Annotated in this window: 15 protein-coding genes; 5 read left to right on the top strand and 10 right to left on the bottom strand. The window is 65.9% G+C overall.

Features of this window, described 5'->3' with window-relative positions; translation table 11 throughout:
• Positions 1–8: 8 nt before the first annotated feature.
• On the top strand, positions 9–500 hold the full coding sequence (locus VG502_RS16080) for a hypothetical protein (protein ID WP_325551084.1): 492 nt from the start codon (positions 9–11) through the stop codon (positions 498–500).
• 60 nt (positions 501–560) lie between these two features.
• On the opposite strand, the gene VG502_RS16075 is transcribed toward VG502_RS16080, so the two are convergent.
• On the bottom strand, positions 561–1,292 hold the full coding sequence (locus tag VG502_RS16075) for an MBL fold metallo-hydrolase (protein WP_325551083.1): 732 nt from the start codon (positions 1,290–1,292) through the stop codon (positions 561–563).
• A gap of 57 nt (positions 1,293–1,349) precedes the next feature.
• On the opposite strand from VG502_RS16075, the gene VG502_RS16070 reads away from it, so the two are divergent.
• Positions 1,350–1,568, top strand: coding sequence for a hypothetical protein (locus VG502_RS16070; protein ID WP_325551082.1), 219 nt, complete (start codon positions 1,350–1,352; stop codon positions 1,566–1,568).
• 51 nt (positions 1,569–1,619) lie between these two features.
• Here the strand turns inward: VG502_RS16070 and VG502_RS16065 are convergent, their stop codons facing one another.
• The 4 genes from VG502_RS16065 to glnA all read right to left on the bottom strand — a co-directional run bounded on the left by VG502_RS16065 (position 1,620) and on the right by glnA (position 8,278).
• Positions 1,620–2,627, bottom strand: coding sequence for an NADP-dependent oxidoreductase (locus tag VG502_RS16065; protein WP_325551081.1), 1,008 nt, complete (start codon positions 2,625–2,627; stop codon positions 1,620–1,622).
• Entirely contained in the window at positions 2,624–3,235 is a 612-nt protein-coding gene (locus tag VG502_RS16060) for a TetR/AcrR family transcriptional regulator (RefSeq protein WP_325551080.1), read from the bottom strand. Before VG502_RS16060 ends, VG502_RS16065 begins: the two co-directional genes overlap by 4 nt.
• A 162-nt stretch (positions 3,236–3,397) precedes the next feature.
• The gene (locus tag VG502_RS16055; protein ID WP_325551079.1) at positions 3,398–6,484 is read right to left on the bottom strand and encodes a DEAD/DEAH box helicase; all 3,087 of its coding nucleotides are present in this window, start codon (positions 6,482–6,484) and stop codon (positions 3,398–3,400) included.
• Positions 6,485–6,853: 369 nt separating this feature from the next.
• Positions 6,854–8,278, bottom strand: a complete 1,425-nt coding sequence (glnA, locus tag VG502_RS16050) for a type I glutamate--ammonia ligase (protein ID WP_325551078.1) — start codon at positions 8,276–8,278, stop codon at positions 6,854–6,856.
• Positions 8,279–8,567: 289 nt separating this feature from the next.
• Here glnA and VG502_RS16045 point away from each other — a divergent pair, with 289 nt between their 5' ends.
• Positions 8,568–9,005, top strand: coding sequence for an RDD family protein (locus tag VG502_RS16045; RefSeq protein WP_325551077.1), 438 nt, complete (start codon positions 8,568–8,570; stop codon positions 9,003–9,005).
• Positions 9,006–9,016: 11 nt separating this feature from the next.
• Here VG502_RS16045 and VG502_RS16040 read toward each other — a convergent pair whose 3' ends face one another.
• Complete coding sequence (locus tag VG502_RS16040) at positions 9,017–9,778, bottom strand: DUF4191 domain-containing protein (RefSeq protein ID WP_325551076.1); 762 nt, start codon at positions 9,776–9,778, stop codon at positions 9,017–9,019.
• A 5-nt stretch (positions 9,779–9,783) separates the two neighbouring features.
• On the bottom strand, positions 9,784–10,809 hold the full coding sequence (lipA, locus tag VG502_RS16035; protein WP_325551075.1) for a lipoyl synthase: 1,026 nt from the start codon (positions 10,807–10,809) through the stop codon (positions 9,784–9,786).
• A gap of 154 nt (positions 10,810–10,963) precedes the next feature.
• Here lipA and VG502_RS16030 point away from each other — a divergent pair, with 154 nt between their 5' ends.
• The gene (locus VG502_RS16030; protein ID WP_325551074.1) at positions 10,964–11,377 is read left to right on the top strand and encodes a hypothetical protein; all 414 of its coding nucleotides are present in this window, start codon (positions 10,964–10,966) and stop codon (positions 11,375–11,377) included.
• Between the two features lie 20 nt (positions 11,378–11,397).
• Here the strand turns inward: VG502_RS16030 and VG502_RS16025 are convergent, their stop codons facing one another.
• From VG502_RS16025 to VG502_RS16015, 3 genes are read right to left on the bottom strand one after another with little or no spacing between them, the layout of a single operon-like run.
• Positions 11,398–12,000 (bottom strand): flavin reductase family protein, encoded by a 603-nt coding sequence (locus VG502_RS16025; RefSeq protein ID WP_325551073.1) that lies wholly within the window; start codon positions 11,998–12,000, stop codon positions 11,398–11,400.
• A 12-nt stretch (positions 12,001–12,012) separates the two neighbouring features.
• Entirely contained in the window at positions 12,013–12,810 is a 798-nt protein-coding gene (locus tag VG502_RS16020) for a slipin family protein (RefSeq protein ID WP_325551072.1), read from the bottom strand.
• Positions 12,783–13,280 carry an NfeD family protein gene (locus VG502_RS16015; RefSeq protein ID WP_325551071.1) on the bottom strand — a complete coding sequence of 166 codons (498 nt, stop codon included), beginning with the start codon at positions 13,278–13,280 and terminating at the stop codon, positions 12,783–12,785. The genes VG502_RS16020 and VG502_RS16015 overlap by 28 nt, the downstream gene beginning before the upstream one ends.
• A gap of 180 nt (positions 13,281–13,460) precedes the next feature.
• Here VG502_RS16015 and map point away from each other — a divergent pair, with 180 nt between their 5' ends.
• Positions 13,461–14,240 carry a type I methionyl aminopeptidase gene (map, locus tag VG502_RS16010; protein WP_325551070.1) on the top strand — a complete coding sequence of 260 codons (780 nt, stop codon included), beginning with the start codon at positions 13,461–13,463 and terminating at the stop codon, positions 14,238–14,240.
• The last annotated feature ends 35 nt before the right edge of the window (positions 14,241–14,275 follow it).

Below are 14,275 nucleotides of genomic sequence, written 5' to 3'. Positions count from 1 at the left end.
GACACTCCATGCAATCGAGATTCCGGGTTTCGCTGGGTGCCGGCGCACTGCTGAGCGCGCTAGCCATGTCGACTGCGGCGATGGCCACGCCGTCGCAGGCTCCGTTCACCGGCAGGGAGACCATGCCCGTGGCCGGTGACGTATTCGCCTGTCAGTCAGGCGATCTCACCGCACAGAGCGGCACCATCACGACCGTGTTCCACGAGAACGCCGACAACAACGGCATGTATCACTTCACGGGCACCGTCGTGCCGAATGGCGTCACCCTCACTGACGCCGCGGGCAACTGGTACACCATCTCCGGCGCGTCCTGGTTCGGTGGCACCAGCAGCGACCCGGACGGCAATTCCATGCCGCTCGTGAGCACCGAGACGGACCACTTCGTCATCCGCACTGCGTCCGGCGGGGTCTACGCCAAGGTGCAGGTCGTCGGGCACATCTCGCCGAACGGGGACATGTTCATCTTCGACAGGGGCACCTGCGAGGAGCCGGCGGACTGACCCTGGGAGGGGGTACGGCGAAATGCTCCGGATCACACCGTGATCCGGAGCATTTCGTCGTCAACTGCGCGCCTCGTCGACGGCCGAACGCAGCGATCCACGCCATATCGGTCCGTGGCCGGGCAGCACGGTGTCGACGTCCAACTCCGCCAGGGCGTCGAGGCTCGCGAACGCCTGTGCCGAGTCGTGACCGAAGAACGCCGGCAGCAACTGCGGCCCGGTGCGCGCGACGATCGGGTGACCGGTGATCAGCGCGTCACCGGTGACGACAACGCCCGCATCCGGCAGCATGTACGCGGTGTGCCCCGAGGTGTGGCCCGGGCAGGGGACGGAACGCGGAGCGCCGGGCAGGTCCAGTGCCGAATCCGACTGCAGCGCTTGGGTTTCCGGCACGCTGACGTGGGTCTGAGCTCCGGCGCGTGCGATCGTGACCGCCCATCTGGCAACACGCGGTCGCCAGCAGCGTGAGACGACGTCCCAGGTTGTGGCCTGTTCATGGCGTTCACCGACGAGCATCGGCAACTCGCGTTCACCGGCAAACGTCGGGACCGTGTGCCGTCGCAGCAACGCCGGTATGGCGCCGACGTGGTCGATGTGCGCATGCGTGATGAGGACGCCGCGGACATCCTCGATCCGATGGCCGATTTGCTCCACCGAGGCGACGACATCCTCGATGTCCTTGGGATATCCGGCGTCGATGAGCGTGAGGTCGTGGCCGTCGCGAACGAGCACCCAGTTGGAGGCAACGCCCTCCACGAGGAACACATCGGTCGTGGCCCGGCGCACCTTCATGCACCCGATTGTCCCGTGCTGGTCGGCGCTCACATGTTTGAGGCCCATACTCAAGGGATGACATCCTCACCGGCGCGACGGCGACACCTGTCGAGCAGCCCGTTCAAGCCCGCCCAAGAACTCGAGATCGAGCAGTTCGAATGCGGGGACGCGGTCTGCCACGACTCCTACGGCATGGGACATGTCGTAGGGCTGGAGGCCGAAGCGGTGACGGTCGACTTCCGGACCTCCACCGTTCGCGTCGCCAGCCCGTTCCGGAAGATGAGCAAGCTGTAGCTCACCCGGCGGGAATCACCGGGTCATCGACGCACGGATACGCTGCGTCGACTACGCGGTCGGGCCGTGGATGATCACGACCTTGCCGCTGGCCTTGCCCTGCTCGACGTGGGCCATTGCCGAGATGGTGTCGGCGAAGTCGAAAGTGGTGGGGTCCAGGACGGGACGCAGCGTCCCGTCGTCATACAACCGGGCCAGCGTCTTCAGCTGGGAGCCGCTGGCCCTCATGAAGAAGAACGAGTAACGCACGCCGAGTTTCTTGGCATGTGAACGGATTCGGCGACTCATCAGCGCCATGACCGGCTTGAGCAGCGGTTGGCCGAGCTGGGTGGCGAAGCCCGGATCGGGTGGGCCGACGACGCTGATCGCGAGGCCGCCGGGCCTGAGGATCGTGAGTGACTTCTCGAGGCTTGCCGGTCCGAGCGAATCCAGCACGACGTCGTATCCGGACAGGACGGTGGAGAAGTCCTGCTGGGTGAAGTCGATGACCTCGTCCGCGCCGAGGCTGCGTACCTTGTCGATGTCGTCGGTGCGGGCAGTCGTTGCGACATACGCGCCGAGGTGCTTGGCGAGCTGGATGACCGTCGAGCCCAGTCCGCCGGCGCCGGCGTGGACCAGGACCTTCTGTCCGGGTTGTATGGCGGCCACCTCGACCAGCGCCTGCCAGGCAGCGAGCGCGACCAATGGCACGGCAGCAGCTTCCGCGAACGACAGCAAGGCCGGCTTGAGGGCTACATCCGCGGCATCCATCGCGATCGTCTCCGCGAACGTGCCGATGCGCAGGTCCCGAGGGCGGGCGTAGACCTCGTCGCCCACCGCGAAACCGCGCACTGCCGAGCCGACCTGCGTCACGACACCCGCGACGTCGTGCCCGAGGACGAACGGCGGCTTGTACTTGAGCAGCCGCTTGAACTCGCCGTTGCGCACCATCTTGTCGAGCGGGTTGATGCTCGCGGCACGGATATCGACCAGTACGTCGCCCGGGGCGGCGGTGGGTGTCGGGACGTCGACGCGCGCGAGACCGTCGGCGCCGTAGTGGGTGACGGCGAAGGCCTTCATGACCGCTCCTGGTTCATCGCTGTGGTGGGCTGATCGACTCCCGCGATGGTCGTCGCCTGTGTGTATGCCGCCGACAGGATGTGGTCGGACAACTCGGCGTCGGTGACCGCACGGGCCAGCTGCAGAGTGCCGACCAGCAGCGTGAAGAGTGCGATCGCGCGCTCACTGGTCGGGTGCGCGCCGACGGCCTCGAGGTGCCGGGCGATGGCGTCGATCATCGAGCGAGCGCCGTCGGTGTAGGCCTGCCGCGTGGTCTTGTCGCAGCGGCCGATCTCATCCAGCAGTGCGGCGGACGGGCACCCGGCCGCAGCATCGTCGCGGTGCTCGGGGGAGAGGTATTGCCGGAGGAAGGCTTCGAGTGATGCGCTGCCCGCGGGGAGTGCATCGATCACGGCGACCTGCTCGCTGAGTTGCTGGGCGACCACCGACGCCACCAGGTCGTCCTTCGAGCTGAAGTGACCGTAGAAGGCGCCGTTGGTCAGGCCTGCGTCGGCGACCAGCGTCGCAATGCCGGCGCCGTCGATGCCGTCGGTCTTGAACCGGCGACCGGCAGCCTCGACCATGCGTTGTCGAGTTGCTTCCTTGTGCTCCGCTCCGTATCTCGCCACAGCCGTGTGCTCCATCCGAGTTTTGACATTACGACCATAATATTATGGTCGTAATGCAATGCACAAACCGCGTCTCGCGACGGGCCTTGCACACGCGAAATGCCCCGGACCACAACGTGATCCGGGGCGTTGCGGTGGTTGGTCATGCTGTCTGCGACACAGCTAGCTGGCGGCGACTTTCGCATCGGTGAAGAAGTCAATAGGCATCGGTATTTCGAGTTCCCAAGTGATCGAGATTGGACGTTCACCTTCATGCTTGACGTACGTGGCCGGCCCAAGAAACAAGTAGGGCGCGCCGGTGCCGTACTCATCCTCGGCAGACTCGCGGACGAAGAGCAGGACGTTGCTCGTCTTATTGATATATCGCTGCCCAGTTGGAGATGAGACGGTCGTGCGACTCTGGGACTCCCAGTGGAACAGGGTCGGACTTATCGGATAGTCGCGGTACATGGTCGTGGGCGAGAATGCCGCCTCGGACTTCTTCAGTTGGATGAAGAACGCATCGGTATTGAGGTCCGGTACCCACAACACGCCTTCGCGGAAGTTGCTCGGTGGCTTGGCGGGGCTTGCATTGCCGAGTGATGCGAGAATCTCTTCCCGCCGGTATCGGCCGTGAACTCGAAGCGGCACGCTGGCGAGGTCACCGCCGAGCCCGTATGTCGCTCGTCGTGCGTTGTCGAAGCCGATGTCCACGATGGTCGATAGCTCGTTGGCGGCCACAACGTCCGAGCGCAGCGATCGCAATCCCTGATCAATGCTCGTGAACCCGCCACCACCAGGCCAGAGCGAGAAGAAGAGCATCTCCGCGAGGCGACGTTCAGCCGGTGTCCACGCGGCATCTATGCCATCACGGAGGATCGAGCGATAGATCGACGCGCGCGGCCGATCGCCAACATGGATAAGCGATCGACCACGCTTGGTGAGTTCATCCTCACGAGGGCCCTTCGATCGAGTCTCGAACCCTGCCTCACGACGTAGTCGAGTCCAGGAACGACCGGACTTCAGGAGGTCTGACAGAGATGCACCGGACTCGTCGAGGTATTCGGGCAAGTCGACATTGCCGATGGACCGTAGTTCGCGGAGCAGATCACTCCACCGGCTTCCGATCTGCGTCTTGAGGTTGGCCAGGACGACATCTTGGGTCGTCCGATCCATCACGATCTGGCATCCGCTCGGTAGGAACGGGAACTCCTCAGCGACCGCGTCTCGTAGTCCAACGCGCGAAAGGCCGGTGAGAGCAGTGAGTTTCAGGTCCCAGCGGAACCGAGTGTGCTGGTGTCCGACGAAGTCGAGCACGGTGAGCACAGCCTTGTCCGTCGTACGCCGAAGACCACGGCCAAGTTGCTGGAGAAAGATCGTTGCGCTCTCGGTCGGCCGCAGAAACAGCAACGTGTCGACGCTCGGGATATCGACGCCCTCGTTGAATAAGTCGACCGTGAAGAGAACGTTCACGTCGCCGGTGAGCAAGGCCTCGCGTGCAGCGTCACGGTCGGCTGACGCCGAGTCACCGGTGACGGCACGAGCAGCGATACCGGCCGAGTTGAACGCGGCGGCCATGTACCTCGCGTGCTCGATGGACACGCAGAATCCGAGCGCTCGCATCGACGAGGTATCGAGCACCTTGTCGCGAAGTTGCTTGAGGATGATCCGTGTGCGCGCATCGTTGCCGGTGAAGAGCCTCGACAATTCCGCGTCGTCGTACCTGCCGCGTTTCCAACTCAGTTGGCTCAGGTCGGTGTTGTCCGCGACGCCGAAGTAGTGGAACGGGCAAAGCAGCTCGGCGCCCAGCGCATCCCAGAGGCGCAACTCGGTCGCGGTCCGACCGTCGAAGAAAGCGTCACGAACATTGATTCCATCGCCGCGCTCGGGTGTCGCGGTGAGACCGAGCAACTCCCTCGGTGCGAGCCTGTCGAGGAGATCCTGATATGTCTTGGCCGCCGCGTGATGGAACTCGTCGATGACGACGACATCGAAAGCGTCCGGCGGAAGATTTTCGACTCCATATGAAGTGAGCGACTGAACGCTGGCGAACACATGGCTCCAACTTTTCGGGAACGCTCCATCCACATAGAGCTCTCCGAAGTTTGCATCGGACAAAACCTCGCGGTAGGTCCTGAGCGACTGAGCCAGAATCTCCTTACGATGGGCGACGAAGAGCAGCGATGGACGGCGTGACGAGTCGGTCGCGAGTCGTCGATAGTCAAGCGCAGCGACTACGGTCTTGCCGGTGCCGGTGGCAGCAACGATGAGGTTGCGGTGACGGTCGTGAACCGTTCGCTCCGCTGCGACCTCGTCGAGCATCTCCTGCTGATAGGGGTAGGGGGTGACATCGAGCCCGGATAGCGAGAGCGTCACGCGGTCGTTGTGGGCGCGACCCCCGGCCTCGGCCAGTGCCAGGTCGAGCCGATCCGCATCTCGATCCGGTCGGTAGTCCTCGAATGCGCTGTCGTTCCAATAGGTGTCGAAGGTGGCATCGAATTTCTCCAACAACGCGGGGGTGGCGACCCTGGATAGGCGAACGTTCCACTCGACGCCTTCGAGCATTGCGGTGTGCGTGAGGTTCGAAGAGCCGACGTATGCCGTGTCGAAGCCGCTGTCACGGTGAAACATCCATGCCTTGGCGTGGAGCCGGGTCCGGTGGGCGTCGTATTGGACGCGGATCTGTGCGCCATACTCGCGCACGAGATGGTCAAGGGCTCGACGTTCCGTGGACCCCGTGTACGTCGTGGTGATCACTCGAAGGTGGCCGCCGCGTTCGCGCAGCCGTCGTAGCTCGGAATCGAGCAGTCGCAAGCCGGCCCAGCGAACGAACGCGCACAGCAGATGAACGCGATCGGACGTGTCGATCTCGGTGCGCAGCTCCGGTCCCAGACTCGGCTCGGACTTTGCATTCGTCAGCAATGCGGCATCGGCAAGAGGGGTCCGTGGTCGTACGTCGGGGTAGGTGACGACGCCTGGACCAATCGCGGGGGCCACTCTCAGCAACTGTCGGGCGGGCGATGCGACCTCCGCGTCGTCGGCGCGCAAGGTGTCAATCAAACGGTTCGCCAATTGCAGCGCCTCGTCCGGTGTCCGGTTCTCGAAGGCGCGACGAGAAGCCCTTGAGATGTGTCCGGCGAGGACATGAGGAAGATCCGCCGGATCCACCGACTCGATCGTCGCGTCACCGACGACGGCGGCAAGCTGCCCTTGCAGCTCTGTCGTCAGCAGCGCTTGGTGCAGGCCATATGCGAGTGGCTCAGGCGTCATGACGTCAGCATTCCGCAAAGCCGGCTGCTGGACCGGCGGATTGCCAGGTCGACCCGGCCAGTATTTGGTAAGGACGTGACGTCGCGGCGTCTGGTGGTCCTCGACGTACCGGCAAGTAAGCGACATCTCGGGAGGGTTGTACGCGAAATGCCCCGGACCACAAGGTGATCCGGGGCATTTCGGTGCGTGGTCTCGATACGCGCTCGTTCCTCGCGCTACTCGACCCGCTTGAGTGCGTGGTCTCGATACGCGCTCGTTCCTCGCGCTACTCGACCCGCGTGAACTCAGATGTCGTACTTGATGACGACATCTTGCGGGGCTCGGCTACGGCATACCTCGCTGGCGCTCGGCATACCTCCGCCTCACTCCTCAGATGTCGTAGTACAGCTCGAACTCGTGCGGGTGCGGACGGAAGCGCAGCGGGTCGACCTCGTGCGTGCGCTTGTAATCGATCCAGGTCTCGATGAGGTCCTCGGTGAAGACACCGCCCTCGGTGAGGAAGTCGTGGTCGGCCTCCAGCGCGTCGAGGACGGCCGGCAACGAGTCGGGGACCTGCTCGATGTTGGCGTGCTCCTCCGGGGGCAGCTCGTAGAGGTCCTTGTCCACCGGCTCCGGCGGCTCGATGCGGTTCTTGATGCCGTCCAGGCCGGCCATCAGCTGCGCCGCGAAGGACAGGTAGGGGTTGGCCGACGGGTCCGGGATGCGGAACTCGATGCGCTTGGCCTTCGGCGAGGTGCCCGCGATCGGGATGCGGATGCAGGCCGAGCGGTTGCGCGCCGAGTAGACCAGGTTGACCGGAGCCTCGTAGCCCGGGACCAGGCGGTGGTAGGAGTTCACCGTCGGGTTGGTGAAGGCCAGCAGCGACGGAGCATGCTTCAGCAGGCCGCCGACGTACCAGCGGGCCAGGTCGGACAGACCGCCATACCCCTTCTCGTCGTAGAAGAGCGGCTTGCCGTCCTTCCACAGGGACTGGTGGGTGTGCATGCCCGAACCGTTGTCACCGAAGATCGGCTTCGGCATGAAGGTGGCCGTCTTGCCCGCCGCGAAGCAGGTGTTCTTGACGACGTACTTGAACTTCATGACGTCGTCGCCGGACTGCAGCAGCGTGCCGAACGTGTAGTTGATCTCCTGCTGGCCGGCGGTGCCGACCTCGTGGTGCGCGCGCTCGACGTTGAGGCCGACGTTGCCCAGCTGGGCGCTGATGTCGTCACGCAGGTCCGAGAAGTGGTCGACAGGAGCGACGGGGAAGTAGCCACCCTTGTAGCGCGGCTTGTAGCCGAGGTTGCCGCCGTCTTCCTCGCGGCCGGTGTTCCAGGCGCCCTCGACGGAGTCGATGTAGTAGTAGCCGGCGTTGGCCTTGGTCTCGAAGCGGACGTCGTCGAAGATGTAGAACTCCGCCTCGGCGCCGAAATAGGCGGTGTCGGCGATGCCGGTCGACTTCAGGTAGGCCTCGGCCTTCGCCGCGATGTTGCGCGGGTCGCGCGAGTAGGGCTCCCCGGTGAACGGGTCGACGATCGAGAAGTTGAGGATCAGCGTCTTGTGCTTGCGGTACGGGTCCAGGTAGGCGCTGGTCGGGTCCGCGATGAGCTTCATGTCGGACTCGTGGATCGCCTGGAAGCCGCGGATCGACGAACCGTCGAACATCGCGCCCTCCTTGAGGGCTTCCTCGTCGAGCGAGGCCGCTGGGACGTTGAAGTGCTGCATCACCCCGGGAAGGTCACAGAAACGGACGTCGACGAATTCGACGTCCTCATCCTTGATGAACTTCAAGACCTCGTCGGCCGTGGTGAACATGGATCCTCCATCGATGTCAGGCTCTCGCGACGGCTCCAAGCGCCGTGCGCCGCGGATGACTTTACTGCGTTGTCATTTCTCGGCCATGACCCATATGTTTCGACCGTGTTACGCGCAACGGTGTATGGCGCGTCCCGCCTCGCCCCGAAAAGCGTTGGGGTCACGGGGGATCGGGAGTATTCCTGAAAAACCGCTGATAACGGCCACCGCCCCGAAACGATGTGTCCTACGCCACACCGTGGTGTACGCCAGATGAGACTGCGCGGGCCGCCGTCTAGGCTCGACGTCCGTGACGACGAGTAACCAGCCCGCGCAGGATCCGGTGACGGCCCACGCCGGCGCCACCCTCGGGATGCCCGCCGCCGGACCCGGGTCCATGGCCCGGCTCGGACCACGCATCGTCGCCGTCATCATCGACTGGCTGGTGTGCTCGGTGATCGCGGCCGGCTTCTTCGGTTACGAGTTCGGCGGAGGCGGCACCAGCTGGGCTCCGCTGGCGGTGTTCTTCGTCGAAAACGTCCTATTGGTGGGCACACTCGGCTCGACGCTCGGTCACCGCATCATGGGCATGCACGTCGCCAAGGTGTCGGGTGCACCGGCGGGACCGCTCGGCGCGTTGATCCGCAGCGTGCTGCTGTGCATCTTCGTGCCGGCCGTGATCTGGGACAAGGACGGCCGCGGGCTGCACGACCGGTTCGCCGGCACGGTGCTGCGGCGTACCCGCTGACTTCCGGGCGCCTACCGGCCGCGCATCGCCTTGCGGTCCATGCGCGGTGCGTTGCGCGGGTCGACGCCCTTGGGGATCGGCGGCTTGCTGGCGCCGAGTGCGCGCAGGCGCTTGGTGACGGCCTGGACCTCGGCATCGGTGAGCTTCTTGTCCAGGCCCTTCATCGTCTTGGCCAGGTTGCCGAGCTTGACGGTGTCCTCGCCCGCGCCGACGCGCAGGACGTGGACGGGCACCTCGGGACCGGCGACGCGGGCGACCCGCTTGCGCTCGGACTCCAGCAGCTTGCGGCTCGCGCCGCTCGGGCCCTCACCGATCAGCACGACGCCCGGCTTGCCGATGGCGCGAAACACCATGGCAGCGTTGGAGAGTTCGGACATCTTGCGTGCCCGACCGGCTTCAGCCGCGACCGGCTCCTGCTCGTAGACCCAGCCGCGCTTGAGGCTCTGCAGTGCGGCGCCCGTGCCGCCGGCCTGGCCCTCCAGCGACCCGTATGCCGCACGCTCTGCCAGCCGGCCGAAGACGATGACCGTGGCGAGCAGGCCGAAGATCGCGCCGAGGATCGCCGTGTAGATCCAGCTGCTCCAGATGAAGTGCAGCAGGACCATGAAGACCAGCAGCGTGACGACGAACGTCAGTGCCATCCACAGCGGGATCTTGGGGTTCTGCTTGACCGACGCCTGGTAGAGCGTCTTGAACTGCGACAGCCGCCCGGGGTTGTCCGGGTCCTTGGGCTTGCGGGAGAAACGGGACTTCTTCTCGGGCTGCGTCGACATACCTATCAGGATATGTCAGCGCCGACCCGCTCCACGAGTGCGGCGGCCTCCTGACGCGCGGGCGACGACGATGCCGCCGCAAGGTGGGTCAAATGCGCCGGCAGCTCCCGCCCGAGCTTGGCCATCGCCCCGGCATACAGCTTCCCGGCGCGGTATGACGAACGCACCAGCGGCCCGGCCATCACGCCGAGGAAGCCCAGGTCGGTGGCGACGTCGGACCAGTGCACGAACTCCTGCGGCTTGACCCAGCGGTCGATCGGGTGGTGCTTGGGGGAGGGGCGCAGGTACTGGGTGATGGTGAGGATGTCACAGCCCGCCTCGTGCAGGTCGCGGATCGCCTCTTCGACCTCGTGGTCCTCCTCGCCCATGCCGAGGATCAGGTTGGACTTGGTGATCAGTCCCGCCTCCTTGGCCATGGTGAGCACCCGCAGTGACTTGTCGTAGGTGAATGCGGGACGGATCCGCTTGAAGATGCGCGGTACCGTCTCCAGGTTGTGCGCGAAGACCTCGGGCTGTGCGTCGAAGACCTGACCGACCAGCTCCGGCTTGGCGCCGAAGTCGGGAGGCAGGATCTCGACACCGGTGTTGGGGTTGAGCGCGTGGATCTGGCGGATCGTCTCGGCATACAGGCCGGCGGCACCGTCGGGCTGGTCGTCGCGTGCGACGCCGGTCACCGTGCAGTAGCGCAGGTTCATCTCGCGGATGGACTCCGCGACGCGGCGCGGCTCGTCCAAATCCAGCTCGGTGGGCCGACCGGTGGCGATGTCGCAGAAGTCGCAGCGGCGCGTGCACACGTCACCGCCGATGAGGAAGGTCGCCTCACGGTCCTCCCAACACTCGAAGATGTTGGGACAGCTGGCTTCCTGGCAGACCGTGTGCAGACCCTCGCTCTTCACCAGCTGGTGCAGGCCGGTGTATGCCGGGCCCATCTTCGCGGTGGTGCGAATCCAGCTGGGCTTGCGCTCGATCGGTGTCTCGGAGTTACGCGCCTCGACGCGCAGCATCTTGCGGCCCTCAGGTGCAACAGTCACGACATCAAGGCTACGTCGCCGGTGGCGTGTCATCTCGCCGGGCCGGTTACCGGCCGGTCACCCGGGCGCGGTCAGGGATCCGCGGCGCGACGGGCCGCGTCATACGGGCGACGCATCGCACCCAGCTGCACGCACCGAGAGAGACGTTGAACGTATGACGAACCCAGCACAACCACCGGCGTCCCGTGCGCCCGAATCGCACGAAAGCGCATGGGCGAGGCGCCGGCGTCGGCGCGACGACACCTGGTACGCGGTGGACGTGGTGTGTTCGGTCCTGCTGGCGACGGGGTTGTTGGGTGTCGTCGCGTTCTCCGGCTTCGGACTCACCCTCGGCATCGGGATGTCGGGCGACGGCTGCGCCGGCGGCTCCGGGCCGAACTGCGTCTCGTCGGAGGCCGCCACGACGGCGTGGTTCCTGGCGATGGGACTGCTGCTGATCGCGGTGGTGGTCGGACTCGGCGGCCTGGTCCGGGCTGCCGTGCGGCACCGCGTGCTCAGCTGGTGGCCGCTGGGCGGTTACCCGATCGTCGTGGCCGCCTGGCTCACGGCGATCGCCATCATCGACTGAACGGCGGCCCGTGCGGGGAATCAGTCCGGGCGGCGCATGTCCAGCCGGGTGTCGGCGGTGATCCCGAAGTACGTGGTCGGGCCGCCGGCGCGCAGCAGTGGATCGGCGGCGAGTGTGTCGAAAACGCCACTCTCCACGAGCCGTTCGTCGATGTGTATGCCGACGACCTCGCCCACGACGAACCAGCTTCCGACGGCAGCACCCTGCGCCGACTGCAGGGGGACGACCTGCGTCACGCGGCATTCGAAGTTGACCGGTGACGCGGCGACCCGCGGGGCGTTGACCTCCGTCGAGGGTGCGGCCTCCAGACCGGCGACCTCGAACTCGTCCACGTCGTGTGTCGTGGAGGTGGCGTTCATCTGCTCCGCGAGCTCGCGGGTGGCGAGGTTCCAGGTGAATTCCCTTGTGGCGTCACAGTTTCCGACCGTGCCCTTCCAGCCGTTGCTGGAGAATCCGATCAGCGGCGGCGTGTAGTGCAGCGCGTTGAAGAAGGAGTATGGCGCCAGGTTGCGCCGCCCCTGTGCATCGACGGTCCCGATCCAGCCGATCGGCCGCGGCGCGACGATCGAGTTGAACGGGTCGTGGGCGAGCCGGTGGCCCTCGGACGGGCGGTAGAAATGCATGCCGCCATACAACTACGCCTCGTCCGGTGGCTCACCATCCGGTTGCGCTGCCGGGTGCCCGGTGACCTGCTCGAGCAGCGGCTTGATGTCGATCGGCAGCGGTATGACGACCGAGGACTTGCTGGTGCCGCCGATCTCGACCAGCGTCTGCAGGTAGCGCAACTGCAGCGCCGTGGGGTTGCGGCTCATCACGTCGGCGGCGTTGGCCAACTGTGCGGACGCCTGGAACTCGCCCTCGGCATTGATCACCTTGGCGCGGCGCTCGCGTTCGGCCTCTGCCTGCCGGGCGATGGCGCGTTGCATGCTGCCGGGGATCTCGACGTCCTTGATCTCGACCACCGAGACCTTCACACCCCACGGCTCGGTCTGCTGGTCGATGACCTTCTGCAGGTCCTCGTTCAGCCGTTCACGCTCGGACAACAGCGTGTCCAGCTCGGCCTTGCCGAGCACGGCACGCAGGGAGGTCTGCGCGATCTGGGTCGTTGCCGCCAGGAAGTTCTCGACCTCGACGATCGCGCGGTTGGCGTCCAGCACGCGGAAGTAGGCGACGGCGGTGACGCGCACCGGCACGTTGTCGCGGGTGATGATGTCCTGGGCCGGCACGTTGAGCGTCACGATGCGCAGGTCGACCCGCACCATGCGGTCGACGACCGGGATCAGCAGGGCGAGTCCCGGCTCCTTGAGGTTCACCAGCCGACCCAGCCGGAAGACGACCCCGCGTTCGTATTCGCGCAGGATCCGGACCGACGAGCCGAGCAGGGCGACCAGGATGAAGCCGAGGATCACAACGAGAGTGATGAGGGCTTCCATACCGGCTTCACCTCCCAGGCATGCGGGCGTCGTACCGAAAGGGACAAACCGTCGAGCTCGGTCACCACGACGGTGTCACCCGGCACGGGCAGTGGGTCCTCCCAGCCGAATGCCGGCTCCGCGTGCCACAGCGCCCCGTCGACGGTGACGCGGCCCTCGCGGCCGGACCACGACGTCACGCGCGCCTTTCGGCCGACCAGTGCGTCCGGCCCGGTCCGGATCTCCTGACTGCCCGCGACGATCACCTCGCGCGCGATCATCAGCATGGTCACCAGTCCCGCGATCGCCAGCAGCGTCGCGATCGGGATCGTCACCCAGAGCGCGGCGCCCGTGGCGGCAAGGATCAGCCCGACACCGGAGGCCGTGGACAGTGTGCCGGCAACACCGAGCACGCCGGCAGTGGTGACGTGCGCTTCGACGACAACCACCGTCACGCCGGCCAGAACGAGCAGGACTCCGAGCAGAAGCATCGTGATCACCTCACGGACCGGCCCGAAGGTTGCCGCGTGGAGCAGGTGGACCAGCAGGTTCGGCAGCCTCGTCCGTTCCCACCCTCAGGATATCCCCGGTACATGATTCAGGAGGTGGAGCACCCACATCCCACAGGTCACGATGCGGCACGGGAGGCCTGCTCGTCATACGGTGTCCTCGTGATCGAACTCAAGACCCCCGCCGAGATCGAGGCCATGCGCCCCGCCGGGCGCTTCGTCGCGTCCGTGCTGACCGCACTGCAGGACGCCGCCGACGTCGGCGTCAACCTGTTGGAGCTGGATGCGTTGGCGCACAAGATGATTCGCGATGCGGGCGCCGAGTCGTGCTACATCGACTATCACCCCAGTTTCGGCGCGATGCCCTTCGGCAAGGTGCTGTGCACCAGCGTCAACGACGCGGTGCTGCACGGCCTGCCGCACGACTACGCGCTGCGTGACGGCGACCTGCTGTCGGTCGACTTCGCGGCCAGTGTCGACGGCTGGGTGGCGGACTCCGCGCTGTCCGTCGTCGTCGGGCAGCAGGACCCCGAGGACCTGCGCGTCATCAAGGCCACCGAGGACGCGCTCGCGGCCGCCATCGAGGTCGCGCGCTCCGGCAACAAGCTGGGGGACATCTCCGCGACGATCGGTGACGTGGCGCGTGCCGCGGGCTACACGGTCAACACGCAGTTCGGCGGGCACGGCGTCGGCCGCACGATGCACGGCGACCCGCACGTGGCCAACGACGGCCGCGCCGGTCGCGGGATGAAGCTGCGGCCCGGCCTGGTCATCGCGATCGAGCCGTGGTTCATGCGCGCCACCGACGAGATCTACACCGATCCCGACGGCTGGACGCTGCGCTCGGCGGACGGATCGCGCGGTGCGCACTCCGAGCACACCATCGCGATCACCGACGGCGACCCGATCGTGTTCACCGACCGCGCAACCCTGGCCGAATGACGGCTTCCTCGCCGAGTGACGGCGCGTTCCGACCG

The sequence above is a fragment of the Flexivirga sp. genome, from assembly GCF_035551235.1.
GTDB lineage: Bacteria > Actinomycetota > Actinomycetes > Actinomycetales > Dermatophilaceae > Flexivirga.
This window is presented reverse-complemented; position numbering and strand designations above follow the sequence as displayed.